General features: G+C 64.3%; 14 protein-coding genes and 1 pseudogene. 6 read left to right on the top strand and 9 right to left on the bottom strand.

Going from position 1 to position 13,259, the window contains the following annotated elements:
• The first annotated feature begins 28 nt into the window (after window positions 1–28).
• The 6 genes and pseudogenes from FJ967_RS04765 to FJ967_RS33285 all read left to right on the top strand — a co-directional run bounded on the left by FJ967_RS04765 (window position 29) and on the right by FJ967_RS33285 (window position 4,474).
• The gene (locus tag FJ967_RS04765) at window positions 29–481 is read left to right on the top strand and encodes a TspO/MBR family protein (RefSeq protein WP_246675173.1); all 453 of its coding nucleotides are present in this window, start codon (window positions 29–31) and stop codon (window positions 479–481) included.
• A gap of 98 nt (window positions 482–579) precedes the next feature.
• Complete coding sequence (locus FJ967_RS04770; RefSeq protein ID WP_027146613.1) at window positions 580–1,038, top strand: PaaI family thioesterase; 459 nt, start codon at window positions 580–582, stop codon at window positions 1,036–1,038.
• A gap of 106 nt (window positions 1,039–1,144) precedes the next feature.
• The gene (locus tag FJ967_RS04775) at window positions 1,145–1,813 is read left to right on the top strand and encodes a 5'-methylthioadenosine/S-adenosylhomocysteine nucleosidase (protein WP_140730546.1); all 669 of its coding nucleotides are present in this window, start codon (window positions 1,145–1,147) and stop codon (window positions 1,811–1,813) included.
• A 55-nt stretch (window positions 1,814–1,868) separates the two neighbouring features.
• Window positions 1,869–3,431 carry a glutamine-hydrolyzing GMP synthase gene (gene guaA, locus FJ967_RS04780; protein WP_140730547.1) on the top strand — a complete coding sequence of 521 codons (1,563 nt, stop codon included), beginning with the start codon at window positions 1,869–1,871 and terminating at the stop codon, window positions 3,429–3,431.
• Between the two features lie 165 nt (window positions 3,432–3,596).
• Window positions 3,597–3,911: pseudogene (locus FJ967_RS04785) on the top strand (aldehyde dehydrogenase family protein); the annotation flags it as partial.
• Between the two features lie 233 nt (window positions 3,912–4,144).
• Entirely contained in the window at window positions 4,145–4,474 is a 330-nt protein-coding gene (locus tag FJ967_RS33285; protein WP_181175669.1) for a hypothetical protein, read from the top strand.
• 7 nt (window positions 4,475–4,481) lie between these two features.
• On the opposite strand, the gene FJ967_RS04795 is transcribed toward FJ967_RS33285, so the two are convergent.
• The 9 genes from FJ967_RS04795 to FJ967_RS04835 all read right to left on the bottom strand — a co-directional run bounded on the left by FJ967_RS04795 (window position 4,482) and on the right by FJ967_RS04835 (window position 13,249).
• A complete protein-coding gene (locus FJ967_RS04795) occupies window positions 4,482–5,297 on the bottom strand; it encodes an IclR family transcriptional regulator (RefSeq protein WP_140730550.1) in 816 nt (271 codons plus the stop codon).
• Window positions 5,298–5,400: 103 nt separating this feature from the next.
• Window positions 5,401–6,432: a histone deacetylase family protein gene (locus FJ967_RS04800; RefSeq protein ID WP_140730551.1), complete on the bottom strand. Its 1,032-nt coding sequence runs from the start codon at window positions 6,430–6,432 to the stop codon at window positions 5,401–5,403.
• A gap of 40 nt (window positions 6,433–6,472) precedes the next feature.
• Window positions 6,473–6,823, bottom strand: coding sequence for a cupin domain-containing protein (locus tag FJ967_RS04805; RefSeq protein ID WP_140730552.1), 351 nt, complete (start codon window positions 6,821–6,823; stop codon window positions 6,473–6,475).
• Window positions 6,824–6,872: 49 nt separating this feature from the next.
• Complete coding sequence (locus tag FJ967_RS04810; protein ID WP_140730553.1) at window positions 6,873–7,778, bottom strand: DUF6282 family protein; 906 nt, start codon at window positions 7,776–7,778, stop codon at window positions 6,873–6,875.
• Between the two features lie 15 nt (window positions 7,779–7,793).
• Complete coding sequence (locus tag FJ967_RS04815) at window positions 7,794–8,852, bottom strand: dihydroorotate dehydrogenase (RefSeq protein ID WP_140730554.1); 1,059 nt, start codon at window positions 8,850–8,852, stop codon at window positions 7,794–7,796.
• Between the two features lie 66 nt (window positions 8,853–8,918).
• Entirely contained in the window at window positions 8,919–10,283 is a 1,365-nt protein-coding gene (locus tag FJ967_RS04820) for an aminotransferase (protein WP_140730555.1), read from the bottom strand.
• Between the two features lie 76 nt (window positions 10,284–10,359).
• Window positions 10,360–10,716 (bottom strand): nuclear transport factor 2 family protein, encoded by a 357-nt coding sequence (locus tag FJ967_RS04825; protein WP_140730556.1) that lies wholly within the window; start codon window positions 10,714–10,716, stop codon window positions 10,360–10,362.
• A 36-nt stretch (window positions 10,717–10,752) separates the two neighbouring features.
• The gene (locus tag FJ967_RS04830) at window positions 10,753–12,180 is read right to left on the bottom strand and encodes an NAD-dependent succinate-semialdehyde dehydrogenase (protein ID WP_140730557.1); all 1,428 of its coding nucleotides are present in this window, start codon (window positions 12,178–12,180) and stop codon (window positions 10,753–10,755) included.
• A gap of 238 nt (window positions 12,181–12,418) precedes the next feature.
• Window positions 12,419–13,249 (bottom strand): IclR family transcriptional regulator, encoded by an 831-nt coding sequence (locus FJ967_RS04835; RefSeq protein ID WP_140730558.1) that lies wholly within the window; start codon window positions 13,247–13,249, stop codon window positions 12,419–12,421.
• Window positions 13,250–13,259 lie beyond the last annotated feature (10 nt).

A 13,259-nucleotide genomic window follows, 5' to 3' on the forward strand; every position in this document is an offset into this window, starting at 1 on the left:
CGGCGTTGCGCCGCCATGGGGCAAATTCTTGCAAAGATATCCGTCGCTTCTGCTTTTTCTGGTGCTGGTGCTGGGTGGCGGCCTGCTGATCGGCTACGCGACGCTGCCGGGCGCCTGGTACGCATCGCTGGCCAAGCCTCCCTTCAATCCGCCCAACTGGGTCTTCGCGCCGGCCTGGACGCTGCTCTATGTGCTGATCGCCGTGGCTGGCTGGCGGACCTGGCAGCGGGAGCCGGCAGGCGTCGCGATGAAGATCTGGGGCGCCCAGCTCGTGCTGAATTTCCTATGGTCGCCGACCTTCTTCGGCGCAAAAATGATGGCGCCGGCCCTGGTCGTCATTTTGCTGCTTCTGGCCGCCATCGCGCTGTTCATCGCCAGCGCCTGGAACCGCGACCGGCTCGCCGCCTTGCTGTTCGTGCCCTACGCGGCATGGGTGGCCTTCGCCACCGTTCTCAATGCCTCGCTGCTTTTGTTGAATTAGGACGTCTCCATGCTGTTTTGTTGCAGTGCAGCAAAAGCATTTGCCTGTCGCCCACGGCTCTGCAATAAGCTTTTCCGGCAAAAATGAAGGCGACGGCGATGGCAGCAAAGATCGTACCGGCTCCAGACTACGAGGATCGCGTCAGAGCGTCGTTCGCGCGCCAGCAGGCAATGGCGACGATCGGTGCCGAACTGACCCTGGTCACCCCTGGCATCATCGAGATCGAGATGCCCTATTCGGCGGCACTGACGCAGCAGCATGGTTTTCTGCATGCCGGCGTCATTTCGACGGCGCTGGACTCGGCTTGTGGCTATGCGGCGTTCTCGCTCATGCCTGAGAATTCCGGGGTGCTGACCATCGAGTTCAAGGTCAACCTGTTGGCGCCGGGCCGGGGCGAGCGTTTTCTCTTTCGCGGCTCGGTCACCAAACCTGGCCGCACCATCATCGTTGCCGACGGCCAGGCCTATGCCTTCGCCGCCGACGGCGAGGCCAAGCTGATCGCGACCATGACCGGGACGATGATGACGATGGTTGGACGCGACGGGATAGCGGGGTGAGTGACCGGTTCGCCACAGACGAATGCATCGTGCCGGTGGCACGATGCAAGGCCACGAACCGGCGGCCCCCCGGCCTGGAGCGTAACGCAAGCAGCAGAGGATCGCCATGACCGGCAACGTGGTGCGCATTGGCGGCAAGGACGTCCTTTTTGTCATGGCGGCGCAGGCTGAATATGGCCCGCATCTGCAGCGGCTGTTCACGCCGCTGATGATGGGCGTCGGCCCGGTCGAAGCGGGGGTCAGGCTCGGTGCGGAGCTTTCCTGGCTGAAGTCGCAAAAGGCGTTGCCGGATCTGGTGGTCTCGCTCGGCTCCGCCGGCAGCCGGACCTTGGAACAGACCGAAATCTACCAGGCTGTCTCGGTGAGTTATCGCGACATCGACGCCTCGCCGCTTGGCTTCGAGAAAGGCGCCACACCGTTTCTCGACCTGCCGGTGACCGTGCCGCTGCCGTTTCGCATTCCCGATATCAAGCAGGCGACGCTGTCGACCGGCGGCGCGGTCATCACCGGCGCGGCCTATGATGCGATTTCAGCAGATATGGTCGACATGGAGACCTTCGCCTGCCTGCGCGCCTGCCACCTCTTCGATGTGCCTCTGATCGGACTGCGCGGTATTTCCGACGGCGCGGCTGATCTCAGGCATGTCGGCGACTGGACCGAATATCTGCATGTCATCGACGAGAAGCTGGCCGATGCCGTGACGCGCCTCGAACAGGCGATCGGGTCGGGGACGCTGCGGGCGGCTTCGTCCAACGATCAGCCCAGGCCTCTGTGAAAGTCAGGCACGGCAACCCATTGCGCCGACTCGTTTCTTTCTCTAAAGGCTCGCCATGACGACAGCCAATCACCCCGATACAGTCCTGATTGTCGATTTCGGCAGCCAGTTTACGCAGCTCATCGCCCGCCGCATCCGCGAAGCCGGCGTGTTTTCCGAGATCGTGCCGTTCCAATCGGCCGAAGCGGCGTTCAAGCGCATCAATCCGAAAGCCGTGATCCTGTCCGGCGGCCCCGCGTCGACCGGCGACGTCGGCAGCCCGCGCGCGCCACAGGTCGTCTTCGACGCCGGCGTACCGGTGCTCGGCATCTGCTACGGCCAGATGGCCATGTGCGTACAGATGGGCGGCGTCGCCGAAAGCTCAAACCACCGCGAATTCGGCCGCGCCTTCGTCGAGATCGAGAAGGACAGCCCGCTGTTCGAGGGCCTCTGGGCGACCGGCCAGCGTCATCAGGTGTGGATGAGCCATGGCGACCGTGTCATCGCCCTGCCGCCGGGTTTTCAGGTGTTCGGCAAGTCGGAAAGCTCGCCCTTCGCCATCTTCGGCAATGTCGAGCGCAAGATGTACGGCATCATGTTCCACCCCGAGGTGGTGCACACGCCCGACGGCGCCAGGTTGCTGAGGAACTTCGTCCACAACATCGCCGGCATCGAAGGCGACTGGACGATGCGCGCCTATCGCGAACACGCGGTCGAGGCGATCCGCAAACAGGTCGGCACGGGCAAGGTCATCTGCGCGCTGTCAGGCGGCGTGGATTCGTCCGTCGCGGCGCTGCTGATCCACGAGGCGGTCGGCGATCAGCTCACCTGCATCCTGGTCGACCATGGCCTGATGCGCAAGGACGAGGCGGCCGGCGTGGTGGCGATGTTCCGCCAGCATTACAATCTGCCGCTGATCCTGGTCGATGCTTCGGACAAGTTCATCTCGCAGCTGGAAGGTGAATCGGATCCCGAGAAGAAGCGCAAGACAATCGGCCGGCTGTTCATCGAGGTCTTCGAGGAAGAGGCGAAGAAACTCGGCGGCGCCGATTTCCTGGCGCAGGGCACGCTCTACCCCGATGTCATCGAGAGCGTCTCTTTCACCGGCGGTCCGTCGGTGACGATCAAGTCGCACCACAATGTCGGCGGCCTGCCCGAGCGCATGAACATGCAACTGGTCGAGCCGCTGCGCGAGCTGTTCAAGGACGAGGTGAGGGCGCTGGGCAAGGAACTCGGCCTGCCCGACAGCTTCATCGGCCGCCATCCCTTCCCGGGTCCTGGCCTTGCCATCCGCTGCCCCGGCGGCATCTCGCGCGAGAAGCTCGACATCCTGCGTGAAGCCGACGCCATCTATCTCGATGAGATCCGCAAGGCCGGCCTCTACGATGCCATCTGGCAGGCCTTCGCCGTGCTTTTGCCGGTGCAGACGGTGGGTGTGATGGGCGATGGCCGCACCTACGAATTCGTCTGCGCGCTGCGCGCCGTGACTTCCGTCGATGGCATGACGGCCGATTTCTACCACTACGACATGGCCTTCCTGGGTGCCGCCGCCACGCGCATCATCAATGAAGTGCGCGGCATCAACCGCGTCGTCTACGACGTGACCTCGAAGCCTCCCGGCACAATAGAGTGGGAGTAGGGGAAGGCGGCGGCAGGCTGCGACGGCGATTTGCTTGCCGTGCCGTTTCTACTCACACTTCGCCAGACGCTTTCCCTCTGAACGGCAGGTTCGATCTGCGCCCAGGTCGCGGTTCATGGAAAGCCGTTTCAAAGGGCGATAGGGCTCTGGCGTAGGACGGCGTGCGAGGGTGTCGTGCTTGGCCCGCTCATCGATGCGCCGGCGCTCGCCAAGGTCGAGGAACATATCGCCGACGCCGTCGCCAAAGGCGCCAGCATTGTCCAGGTGGCCGGCGGCACCTTCTATGAAGCAACCGTCCTGGCAGACGTGCCCCCGACATGTTCGTGGCCAGGGAAGAAACGTTCGGCCCCGCTCGCTCCGCTGTTCCGCCTCAAGGATGAGGCGGATGTCATCGCCCAGGCCAACGACACCGAGTTCGGCCTCGCCTCTTACTTCTGCGCCAAAGACCTGTCGCGAGCGTTCCGCGTCCCCTTGGCGGTCCACGTCGGCACCGGCTGCGAAGATCTGTGTTTGGGTGGCGCCGGCAAGCACCTGAGGCCGTCTGAACGTTGACTTGCTTTGCTCTTAGTTGTATCAGAAAAAACCTCGTTTTGTTATACAAAACGACAGCGTGCCGACCATACGCTGCGGCGTGCCGGAACCCGGACGTATCGGCCAAGGATCGTCGGTCAGGTGACCACTATGTCCGGCTGTTCTCGGGAGCGCTGAGAGGAATGTACATTGATTACCAGCATTTGCTCTCAGGCCACGCGCCGTCGCTGCGGTTTGGACCGCTAACCGCTTCCCGCATCGACGGGCTCCTCGCGCGCGCAAAAGGCTGCGTGGTCGGTCGGCAATGCGGCCGGCCCTTTGTCGACATCAATGTCGATGGCGCGCCGCACCGCGTGGTGTTCGATCGCGACGCGGATCTGGAGCTGCTCCTTGCCGCAATAGAGGCAGGCGCAATCCCGCTGCATCGCGATCGCGAAGTTGTCGCTGCGGTGCTTGGTGTAGGCGCTGTCTTGGTCCTGGCGGTCGCGCTCGCCGTCTGGCTGCGACCCTGACCCGCCTTCACGAGGCGGCCGATTGCACGCGTCTGCGCGCGTCGATGGCGCCGCGGTCGTAGCCAAGATTCCAGGAAATGCGCAGACTGGCCTTGAGCAGAGCCTCGATCTGAGCCTGGTCTGGCGCCGGCTTGATGTTTTGAACCGAGCCGACAATGGCTACCGTGCCTGCAACATCCCCCATGCGATCGAGGATCGGAGCCGCCACCGCATTGATGCCGAACGTCTCCTCGTTGGGCGCGGTGATGAACCCTTGCACCCGCGCTTGCTCCAGCTCGGCCTCCAGTTTCGCCGCATCGATGATGGTGTGATCGGTCAGGCGGGTGAGGCCCTGGCGAAGCACATGCTGAAGCAGCGAACGGTTGCTGAAGGCGAGCGCAACCTTGCCCTGGGCGGTGCCGTGCAGGATCAACTCGCTGCCCTGCCTGACGCCGATCTCAAGATTGGATTTCCCGAACACCGTGCGCAGCACGACCAGCGACCGGTTGCGCAAAGCCGAGACGACGACGGTCTCGCCGATCTCGTCGCGCAAAGCGGCGACCGCGTCGGACGAGGCTGTCAGCAACTCGATGCGGCCGGCGGCAACCTGACCGATGAGATAGGACCGGGTGCCGAGCTTGTAACGGGCCGAGACCGCGTTCTGATCGACATAGCCGCGCTCGACCAGTGTCTGCAGATGCCGGAAGACCGTTCCCTTGGTCGTGCCGAGCAGGGCTGCCAGCTCGCTCACCCCAACTTCGCCAGGCGCCGCGGCTACCGCTTCGAGCACGTCGAAGGCAAGCTGGACCGATTTCACGCCACTGTCAGACCGTGCCGTCGTCATGTCTTTACCGCCTTCAGTCCTGCGCACCGGCTTTGCCGGCTTGAAGTATTCGTCTCCCGTGCTACCGCGACGTCTCCTCTAACACAAGGTTCCGCAACCGGCCCTACTTCACGGTTGCCGCGAACACCGACAACACCGCGCGCAGCGCATTGCCCACCTGGGATACGGTATAGCCGCCTTCCTGGACGAGCACAGTCGGCAGCCGCAGCGCGGCCAGGCGGCGGGCGATCTCGACGAACCCCTCGGAAGTGACGTTCAGCGAACCCAGTATGTCGCTCTCGTGCGCGTCGAGTCCGAGCGAGACGACGAGGAAGCCGGCATCGAACCGCCTTATCCGCTCAATGGCGATGTCGAGCGCGCACAGATAGTCCGTGTCGCCCGAGCCGATCTTCAGCGGCAGGTTGAGGTTGAAACCTTCGCCCTTGCCGCTCCCCACCTCGTCGGCATGGCCGGTGAAGAAGGGGTAGGTCATCTCGGGGTCGCTGTGCAGCGAGGTGAAGAAGACATCGTCGCGGTCGTAGAAGATGTGCTGGGTGCCGTTGCCGTGATGGACGTCGACGTCGATCACCGCGACCCGGGCGTGCCGGGTTCGGCCCACAATGGCGGCGATGGCCGCGTTGTTGAGGAAACAGAAGCCTTGGCCCATATCGGCATGGGCATGGTGCCCAGACGGCCGGCACAGCGCATAGGCGACGGGCTCGCCGGACAGCACCAGGCTTGCCGCATGGGCCGCGCTCGAGGCTGAGCCAAGCGCTGCGCCCCAGGTCTGCGCCGTCAGCGGCGAAACCATGTCGCCCAGATAATATCCGGCCTGGCCGAGATAGTGCTGGGGCAGGCGCGCCGGAAAATGCCGCGTCGGGTAGATGTTGGGCATCAGCGACGTCACGCCCGGCATCATCTGCGGCCAGCGGCCGGGCGCCTCAGTGAGGAACTCGAGATAGCCGGGCTCATGGACGCTTTTCAGGAGCGGGTCGACGACGACAGGCGGCTCGATCAGATCCAGCCCCATCTCAAGCGCCACCGCGATAAACGCTTCCAGCCGCTCCGGCGTGTCCTGGCTTTCGACGAGTTGGCCGCGGAAGAAGACCGGCGCGGATTTGTATCCGCGCTGCAACGAAGAAACGACGGCGCGCATGATCTACCTCTTCGACGAAACGGGCGGCTAGTTGGGGACGTCAGTCGTTCTTCGGCACCGGCGCGTATTGCGGCCGCGCCGGTGTGAAGACGTCGATGTTGATGACCTCTTCGTTTCCGACGACGACGGCGTGGTGCATCACGTTCGGAGGGATGGCGATCAGGCTGCCCGGCCCCAGGCGCTGGACGTCGTCGCCGACATGGAAATCCACAGTCCCGGAGACGATGTAGGCGATCTGCTCGTAGACGTGCTTGTGGGGCCTCGGCTCATGGTCGGGTTGCAGCCGGTGCATGGCGATGGTGGCGCTGTTGCCGGAGAACGCCTTCTGCTCCACGCCGTTGCGGATCGTCTTCCACTCGATCGCGTTCCAATCGATGCCGTGGATGGTCATGTCAGCGTCCTTTCCCTTGTGTGTGCCTGGACCTGCCGGCGGGGTTCGCTCATGCGTCGAGACCGACGAAACGGGCCGCATTGTCGGCCGTCATCTTGCGCACATCAGCTTCGGAGTAGCCGAGCTTGAGCAGCAGTGCTGCGATCTGGCGCATGCCCTCGACCGGCGTCGGATTGTTGTTCTGGCCGAGGTCGGAGCCGAAGAAGGTGTTGTCGACGCCGGCGGCGGATATCACCTGCTTCAGATGATCCTCGTCGAAGAGATAGAAGGTCGAGGGAACGAACATGCAGATGGAATGCTCGATCATCACCCCCATGGCGACGAGGGCGCTGACCTGATCCATGGATGCACTGTTCACATAGGTGGGATGGTTCAGGAAGAGCCGCGTGACGCCACGCTTTTTGGCCTCTTCGTAAAAGGGAAAGGCTTCATCGATGTGATGGTGGCCGGCGGAGACGCATGCGTCGGCTTCCGCGATCAGGTCGAGAATGGCCTTGACCTCGTCCAGCACGACGCCCTGGCCGTCGATCAGGCGCAGGCCTGCCGCCTCGACCGTCTTCTTGGTGTTTTCGGGAAATTTGCCCTTCAGTTCCTTGGCGGTCTTGATGATGTGGTTCTCGGCATGCGCCGTCGGCATCCACACGATCCGTGCGCCCTGCTTCAGCGCGTAGTCGACCGCTGACGGATTGAAGCCGCCCAGCGGGTGGTTGAGCACGATGGCGCTCAGCACTTTCGTGTTCTTGCCCATATTGTTGTTGAGCAACGTCGCGATCGGCATGGTCGGATAGTAGTGATCCTTGAGCAGGATCGCCCGCATCCCGGCTTCGTCGGCGGCGCGCAGCGCTTCGATATGGTCGATCTTGCGTGGATGCAGCGAGGGGCCTGAATGGATGTGGAGGTCGACGGCTCCCTTGATGAGCGCGTCGATCCGCGTCTGGTCAATCTCTGTGGTCATGTCGTTGCTCCTCTATCATTCGCTCGCGAGCGGAGCGGGTATGTAGTCGCGCCAGCGCTCGTCGAGCTCCGGCATGTCGGCAAAGCGCTTGCGGGCGTCGGCGGCACGGCCGACGAGGTCGCGGGCGGATTGCGATTTCGCGTCGCAATAGGCATCGAGATCGGCGACGGCCTGGGACAGCACCTGCCAGCCGCGCAGCATCACTTCCGAGGCCATGCCGACGGCCGAGGCCCCGGCCAGCATCATGCGTGCCACGTCGGCTCCATTGGTGGCGCCGTTGATGCCGATCAGGTCGCGTCCGGCGCCGAGCGCGGCGCGTGAATTGGCAAGCCAGTGACAGGTCAGCGGCAGGTTCCAGCAGCCGCCGATGCCTGCGCTGGTGGAGAGGAGAGGGGCCTGGCTTTCGAGATCCGGCAGCATGCCCAGCGCACGTCCCGCCATGACCACGCTGTCGGCGCCGCTGGCGAAGGCGGAGGCTGCAAGGTCCGGCACGCGCTCGCTTTGGCCGGTGATCTTGATCCAGACCGGAATATCGAGCGCGTCGGTCATCATCTTGGTCAACGCCGCCACCCGCTCTGGCGACAGCACCGTGGAGACCGCGCCTTTCGCGGCCTCGCTGGCGTAAGGCGTTCCGATGTTGAACTCGAGCACGCGCAGCCCCGCCGCTTCGATGCGCCGCGCCATGTCCAGCGCCGGTTCTTCCGCCGCAAGGATGATCGAGGGCACGTAGAGGCAATCGTGCCCGCGCGCCAGCAGATCCATGGCGACGGATTGCGCCAGCCAGGCGTCGAAATCCATCGGCGGCAATCCCGAGCGCGACAGCACCGTGGTACCGGCCGGCGCCGACGGGCCCCATGGCACTTCGGACCAGCCGGGACCGAGGGCGACATATTCGGCGCGGCGCAATTGCGACTTCGCCGGCTGCGACTCGTTGATCGACTTGCCGACCACGGCGCCCGCCCCGGCCAGGATCGCGGAGCGTATTCCCGCCGCCTCGATGAGGTGCTCACCCGGCGCCGCGATGACCGGGTTCTTCAGCGTGGTCCTGCCGACCTGAACGCGAAGGTCCGCCACCGCGTCACCTCGTCCGGCAAGACGCCAGGGCGCGGCGCTGACTGCGTAGGTTGGCTGGTCCGCCGTTCATTGCGCCTGCTCCGGTTCGGTGATGCGGCCGAGCGTCGCTTCCAGCGCGTCGAGCACCTGCGCGAGTTCTGCGTCGCTGACGATCAGCGGCGGTGCGACGACAAGCGTGTCGCCCAGCGCGCGCAACAGAACGCCTTGCGCCTGGAGGTCGGCGGCAATCCTGGCGCCCAGCCTGCCGGGCTTTTCGAACGGCGTCCTGGCGGTCTTGTCGGCGACGAACTCCAGTGCGCCCATCAGTCCGACACCGCGGACCTCGCCGACCAGCGGGTGATCGCGGAAGCGGCGCAGGCCGTCCTGCAACTGCGCCTGGCGGGCACGGACCGTGCCGACAATGTCGATCTCGTCATAGATGGCGAGCGTCTCCAGCGCGACGGCCGCGCCGACCGGATGGCCGCCATAGGTGTAGCCATGGCCGAAACCGCCGAACTCAGCGGTGCGGTCCGCCAGCACCTGGTAGATCCGGTCGCTGATCATCAGCGCGGAAATCGGGAAATAGGAGGCTGAAAGCCCCTTGGCGCAAGTCAGCATGTCGGGTTTCATCCCGACGGTCTGCGAGCCCCAGTAATTGCCGGTGCGGCCAAAGCCGCAGATCACCTCGTCGGCGACCAGCAGGATATCGTGCCTGGCCAGGACGGGCTGGAGCAGCTCGAAATAACCGTCGGGCGGCGGAACGACGCCGCCGGTGCCCATCACCGGCTCGGCGAAGAACGCGGCAATCGTGTCGGCGCCCTCGCGCTCGATCGTCGCCTCGATTTCCGCCACCAGGCGGGCGGCGAAATCCCGTTCGCTCTCGCCGGCGGCCGCGCCCCGCCAATGGTGCGGCCGCGAGACGTGGATGAACGTATCCATCGGCAGCCCGAAGCCGCGATGCATGTTGGGCAGGCCGGTCAGGCTGGCCGAGGCGATCGTGCTGCCGTGGTAGCTTCCCTGCCGGGACAGGATCTTGCGGCGCTGCTCGTTGCCCTTGGCGGCGTGGTAATACCAGGAAAGCTTGATCGCCGTGTCGACGGCCTCGGAGCCTGACGTCTGGAAGATCACCTTCGACATTGGAGACGGCGCCTTCTCGATCAGGCGGCTGGCCAGTTCGATGACCGGCGGCGTCGAACGATGCGCGAAGGTCTGCTGGTAGGGCATCGCCAGAAGCTGACGATGCGCGGCATCGGCCAGGCGTCGGTTCGAGAAACCGAGCGATGCGCACCAAAGCCCCGAGACACCTTCGATGTACCAGCGGCCGTCGGTGTCCTGCACCCGCACGCCATCGCCCTGCTGAATGATCAGCGGCCCGAATTCCTCATGCCGTCGGAAATTGGTCTGCGGATGCAGATGAGTGGCAATGTCACGGTCGCGGAGCAGATTGGTCATCGTTCAATCCTACAAAACGATGTCACTTAATACGAAACATAATATGGCTGCAACTCTTTTCCATAAGGCCAGGTCCTCAGAAGGTCTTGCGGTAGGAATCCTTGAGGGTGATCAGCCCGTCGCGAAACGCATAAAGGTCTATGCCGCGGATCGTCTTGGTCGTGCCGTCCGGCATGCGTTTGTCGATCGACCATTCCATCAATCCGACCTCGCCATGTGGGAAGAAGCGCCCGCACAGCAGGGGGGAGATGGTGGCGTCCGCAAAGATTTCGGCCAGTTTCGCCCGGATCGCCGGCTTGCCGGCATAGGTCGTCCCCGGTTCGGGGCCGATCGCAGCGGCATAGACCGCGTCGTCGGAAAAGCAGTTCATGCAGCCATCGAGGTCTCGCGCCGACCAGCGCTCGCCGAACTGCGTCATCAGGGCCAGGCTCATCCTATCTCCTCGGATTGTGGTTCCGGCGCGCTTGCTTCAGGCGTTCAGCTGGCTGACGAACTTCGTCGTCAGATAGGCCTGGATGCCTTCCGATCCGCCCTCGCTGCCATGGCCGGAATCCTTGATGCCGCCGAACGGCGTCTCCGGCGCAGCGAGCCCGAAATGGTTGATCGAGACCATCCCGGCCTCGATGCCGCGCATCAGCCGGTCGGTGCGGTCCACGCGTCGCGAGAAGGCGAAGGCGGCCAGCCCGAAAGGCAGGCGGTTGGATTCGGCGATAGCCTCATCGACTTCGGAAAAGCGGTTGACGATCGCGATCGGCCCAAACGGCTCGTCGTTCATGATGCGTGCCGAGAGCGGGACATTGGTCAGCACGGTCGGCTCGAAGAAGAAACCTTCATTGCCGATGCGTTTGCCGCCGGCGCGCAGTTGGCCGCCTGCCTCGACCGCATCGCGCACGAAGCCTGCCATGGCGTCGAGCCGGCGTGCGTGGGCGAGCGGCCCCATCTGGACGCCTTCGCTGGCTCCGTCGCCGACCTTCAGCTTGCCGGCGCCGGCGACGAAGGCCTCGACAAAGGCATCGAAAATGCCGTCCTGGACCAGGAAGCGGGTCGGTGCGGCGCAGACCTGCCCGGCATTGCGGAATTTGAGCGCAACGCCGGTGGCGCTGACGGCGCCGGGATCTGCGTCGTCGCAGACGATGAACGGAGCATGGCCGCCCAATTCCATGGTCGTCCGCTTGAGGTGGCGCGCCGACAGTTCGCCCAGATGACGGCCGACAGGCACCGAGCCGGTGAAGGAAACCTTGCGGATGACGGTCGACGCGATCAGGTGCTGCGATATTTCCGCGGGAACGCCAAATACAAGATTGAGCACGCCTGCCGGAACGCCGGCTTCTTCGAAGCACTTGACCAGTTCGATCACGCTGCTCGGCGTCTCTTCGGGCGCCTTGGCGATGATGGAGCAGCCAGCCGCCAGCGCGCCGGCGATCTTGCGCACGATCTGCCCGATGGGAAAATTCCAGGGCGAGAAGGCCGCAACCGGTCCGACCGGCTCCGGCAGCACCATCTGCAAGATGCCGGGTGCGCGCGCCGGGATCACTCGGCCGTAAGCGCGCCGTCCTTCTTCCGCGTACCAGTCGATATGATCTCCGGCGCCCCGGGCCTCCATCAACGCTTCCGGCAGCGGCTTGCCTTGCTCGCGCGTGACGGCGCGGGCGACGGTCTCGGCGCGCTCCCGGGTAAGGGTCGCCGCCCGGCGCAGGATGTTGGCGCGCTCGTATGCCGAAACGCGGCTCCAATTGCGAAAGCCTTGTTCGGCTCCGGCCAGCGCCGCGTCGAGGTCCGCCGTCTCGGCAAAGGTGACCTCGCCGATGGTTTCTCCATTTGCCGGGTTGAGGATTTGTCCCCTGCGGTTGCCCGAGCCTGCGGACCATTTTCCGTTGATGAAGAGATGTGCCGACATGCGATCCGTTCCGCTTGAGATGACATCGTTCGGGAACGGCCGCTCGCGGCCGCGGCAGCGGCCGGAGACCGCGCCGGTTTCCGTCAGTGTGTCCAGGATTGGCGGCGCCAGTCGCCTCCGATGATGGGCCGGACACTAGCCGCGATCACATGGTTCGTCAATATTTTTGGAACGTAATACGAAACGACGTTACGTATTGCGAAATAAACGGCAGTGTTGAAGGATCGTGGTCGGTGCCTCAGCTCGTCCCCTTGTGCGCCGTTGCGCGACCGCCGCGCGTCTCGAAGGGAAGGTGCCCGACATAGCCGAGGTTCCACGAAATCCTTTGTGCCGCGCGCAGCACCGCCTCGATCTGAGCGGGCGTCGGCTCGCGGCCGATATTCTGGATCGAACCGACGATGGCGATCGAGCCGACGGTTTTACCGGAACCGTCCATCACCGGCGCCGCCAGCGCGCTGATGCCGAGCAGCATTTCTTCGGCCGCGGCCGCATAGCCTCGCCCACGCACCAGGTCCAACTGCCGTTCGAGTTCATCGATGTCGGTCACCGTATGCGGCGTCAGGCCGGCAAGGCCCCGTCGCCGCAATTGCTTCATGAGGCCCTGGCTGTCGAAGGCCAGCACCGCCTTGCCCTGGGCCGTGGCGTGGGGTTCGAGCATGCTGCCGACCCTTACGCCGATCTCCAGCGGCGACTTGCCGATCATCGTGTTCATCACGATGTTGCCGCGGTTGCTGAGGCTGGAGATCACCACGGTCTCGCCGGTTTCGTCACGCAGCGACCGCATCGCATCCTGGGAGCCGGCAATGATGTCGACTCGTTCGGCAGCCGCGCGGCCGATCAGATAGGTTCGGGCTCCAACGCGGTAGCGCTGTGTCGACGCGTTCTGGATGAGATAGCCGCGCTCGACCAGCGTCTGCAGATGGCGAAAGACCGTTCCCTTCGTCGTCTGCAGCTTGTTGGCAAGTTCACTGACGCCGATCTCTCCGGTCTCGAAGGCAACCGCCTCAAGCACCTCGAGCGCCAGGTGCACGGATTTCACGCCAAGCTTTTGATCGTCGGATTGGGTCACGGTGTCCCCT

Source organism: Mesorhizobium sp. B2-3-4, from assembly GCF_006442315.1.
Lineage (GTDB): Bacteria > Pseudomonadota > Alphaproteobacteria > Rhizobiales > Rhizobiaceae > Mesorhizobium.

What these genes read in the sequence shown, in the direction of transcription:
- FJ967_RS04825 (WP_140730556.1), bottom strand. Translation starts at nt 10,716, where the DNA reads ATGAGCCTGGCCCTGATGACGCAGTTCGGCGAGCGCTGGTCGGCGCGA.
- FJ967_RS04830 (WP_140730557.1), bottom strand. Translation starts at nt 12,180, where the DNA reads ATGTCGGCACATCTCTTCATCAACGGAAAATGGTCCGCAGGCTCGGGC.
- FJ967_RS04800 (WP_140730551.1), bottom strand. Translation starts at nt 6,432, where the DNA reads ATGCGCGCCGTCGTTTCTTCGTTGCAGCGCGGATACAAATCCGCGCCG.
- FJ967_RS04820 (WP_140730555.1), bottom strand. Translation starts at nt 10,283, where the DNA reads ATGACCAATCTGCTCCGCGACCGTGACATTGCCACTCATCTGCATCCG.
- FJ967_RS33285 (WP_181175669.1), top strand. Translation starts at nt 4,145, where the DNA reads ATGTACATTGATTACCAGCATTTGCTCTCAGGCCACGCGCCGTCGCTG.
- FJ967_RS04795 (WP_140730550.1), bottom strand. Translation starts at nt 5,297, where the DNA reads ATGACGACGGCACGGTCTGACAGTGGCGTGAAATCGGTCCAGCTTGCC.
- guaA (WP_140730547.1), top strand. Translation starts at nt 1,869, where the DNA reads ATGACGACAGCCAATCACCCCGATACAGTCCTGATTGTCGATTTCGGC.
- FJ967_RS04805 (WP_140730552.1), bottom strand. Translation starts at nt 6,823, where the DNA reads ATGACCATCCACGGCATCGATTGGAACGCGATCGAGTGGAAGACGATC.
- FJ967_RS04810 (WP_140730553.1), bottom strand. Translation starts at nt 7,778, where the DNA reads ATGACCACAGAGATTGACCAGACGCGGATCGACGCGCTCATCAAGGGA.
- FJ967_RS04775 (WP_140730546.1), top strand. Translation starts at nt 1,145, where the DNA reads ATGACCGGCAACGTGGTGCGCATTGGCGGCAAGGACGTCCTTTTTGTC.
- FJ967_RS04770 (WP_027146613.1), top strand. Translation starts at nt 580, where the DNA reads ATGGCAGCAAAGATCGTACCGGCTCCAGACTACGAGGATCGCGTCAGA.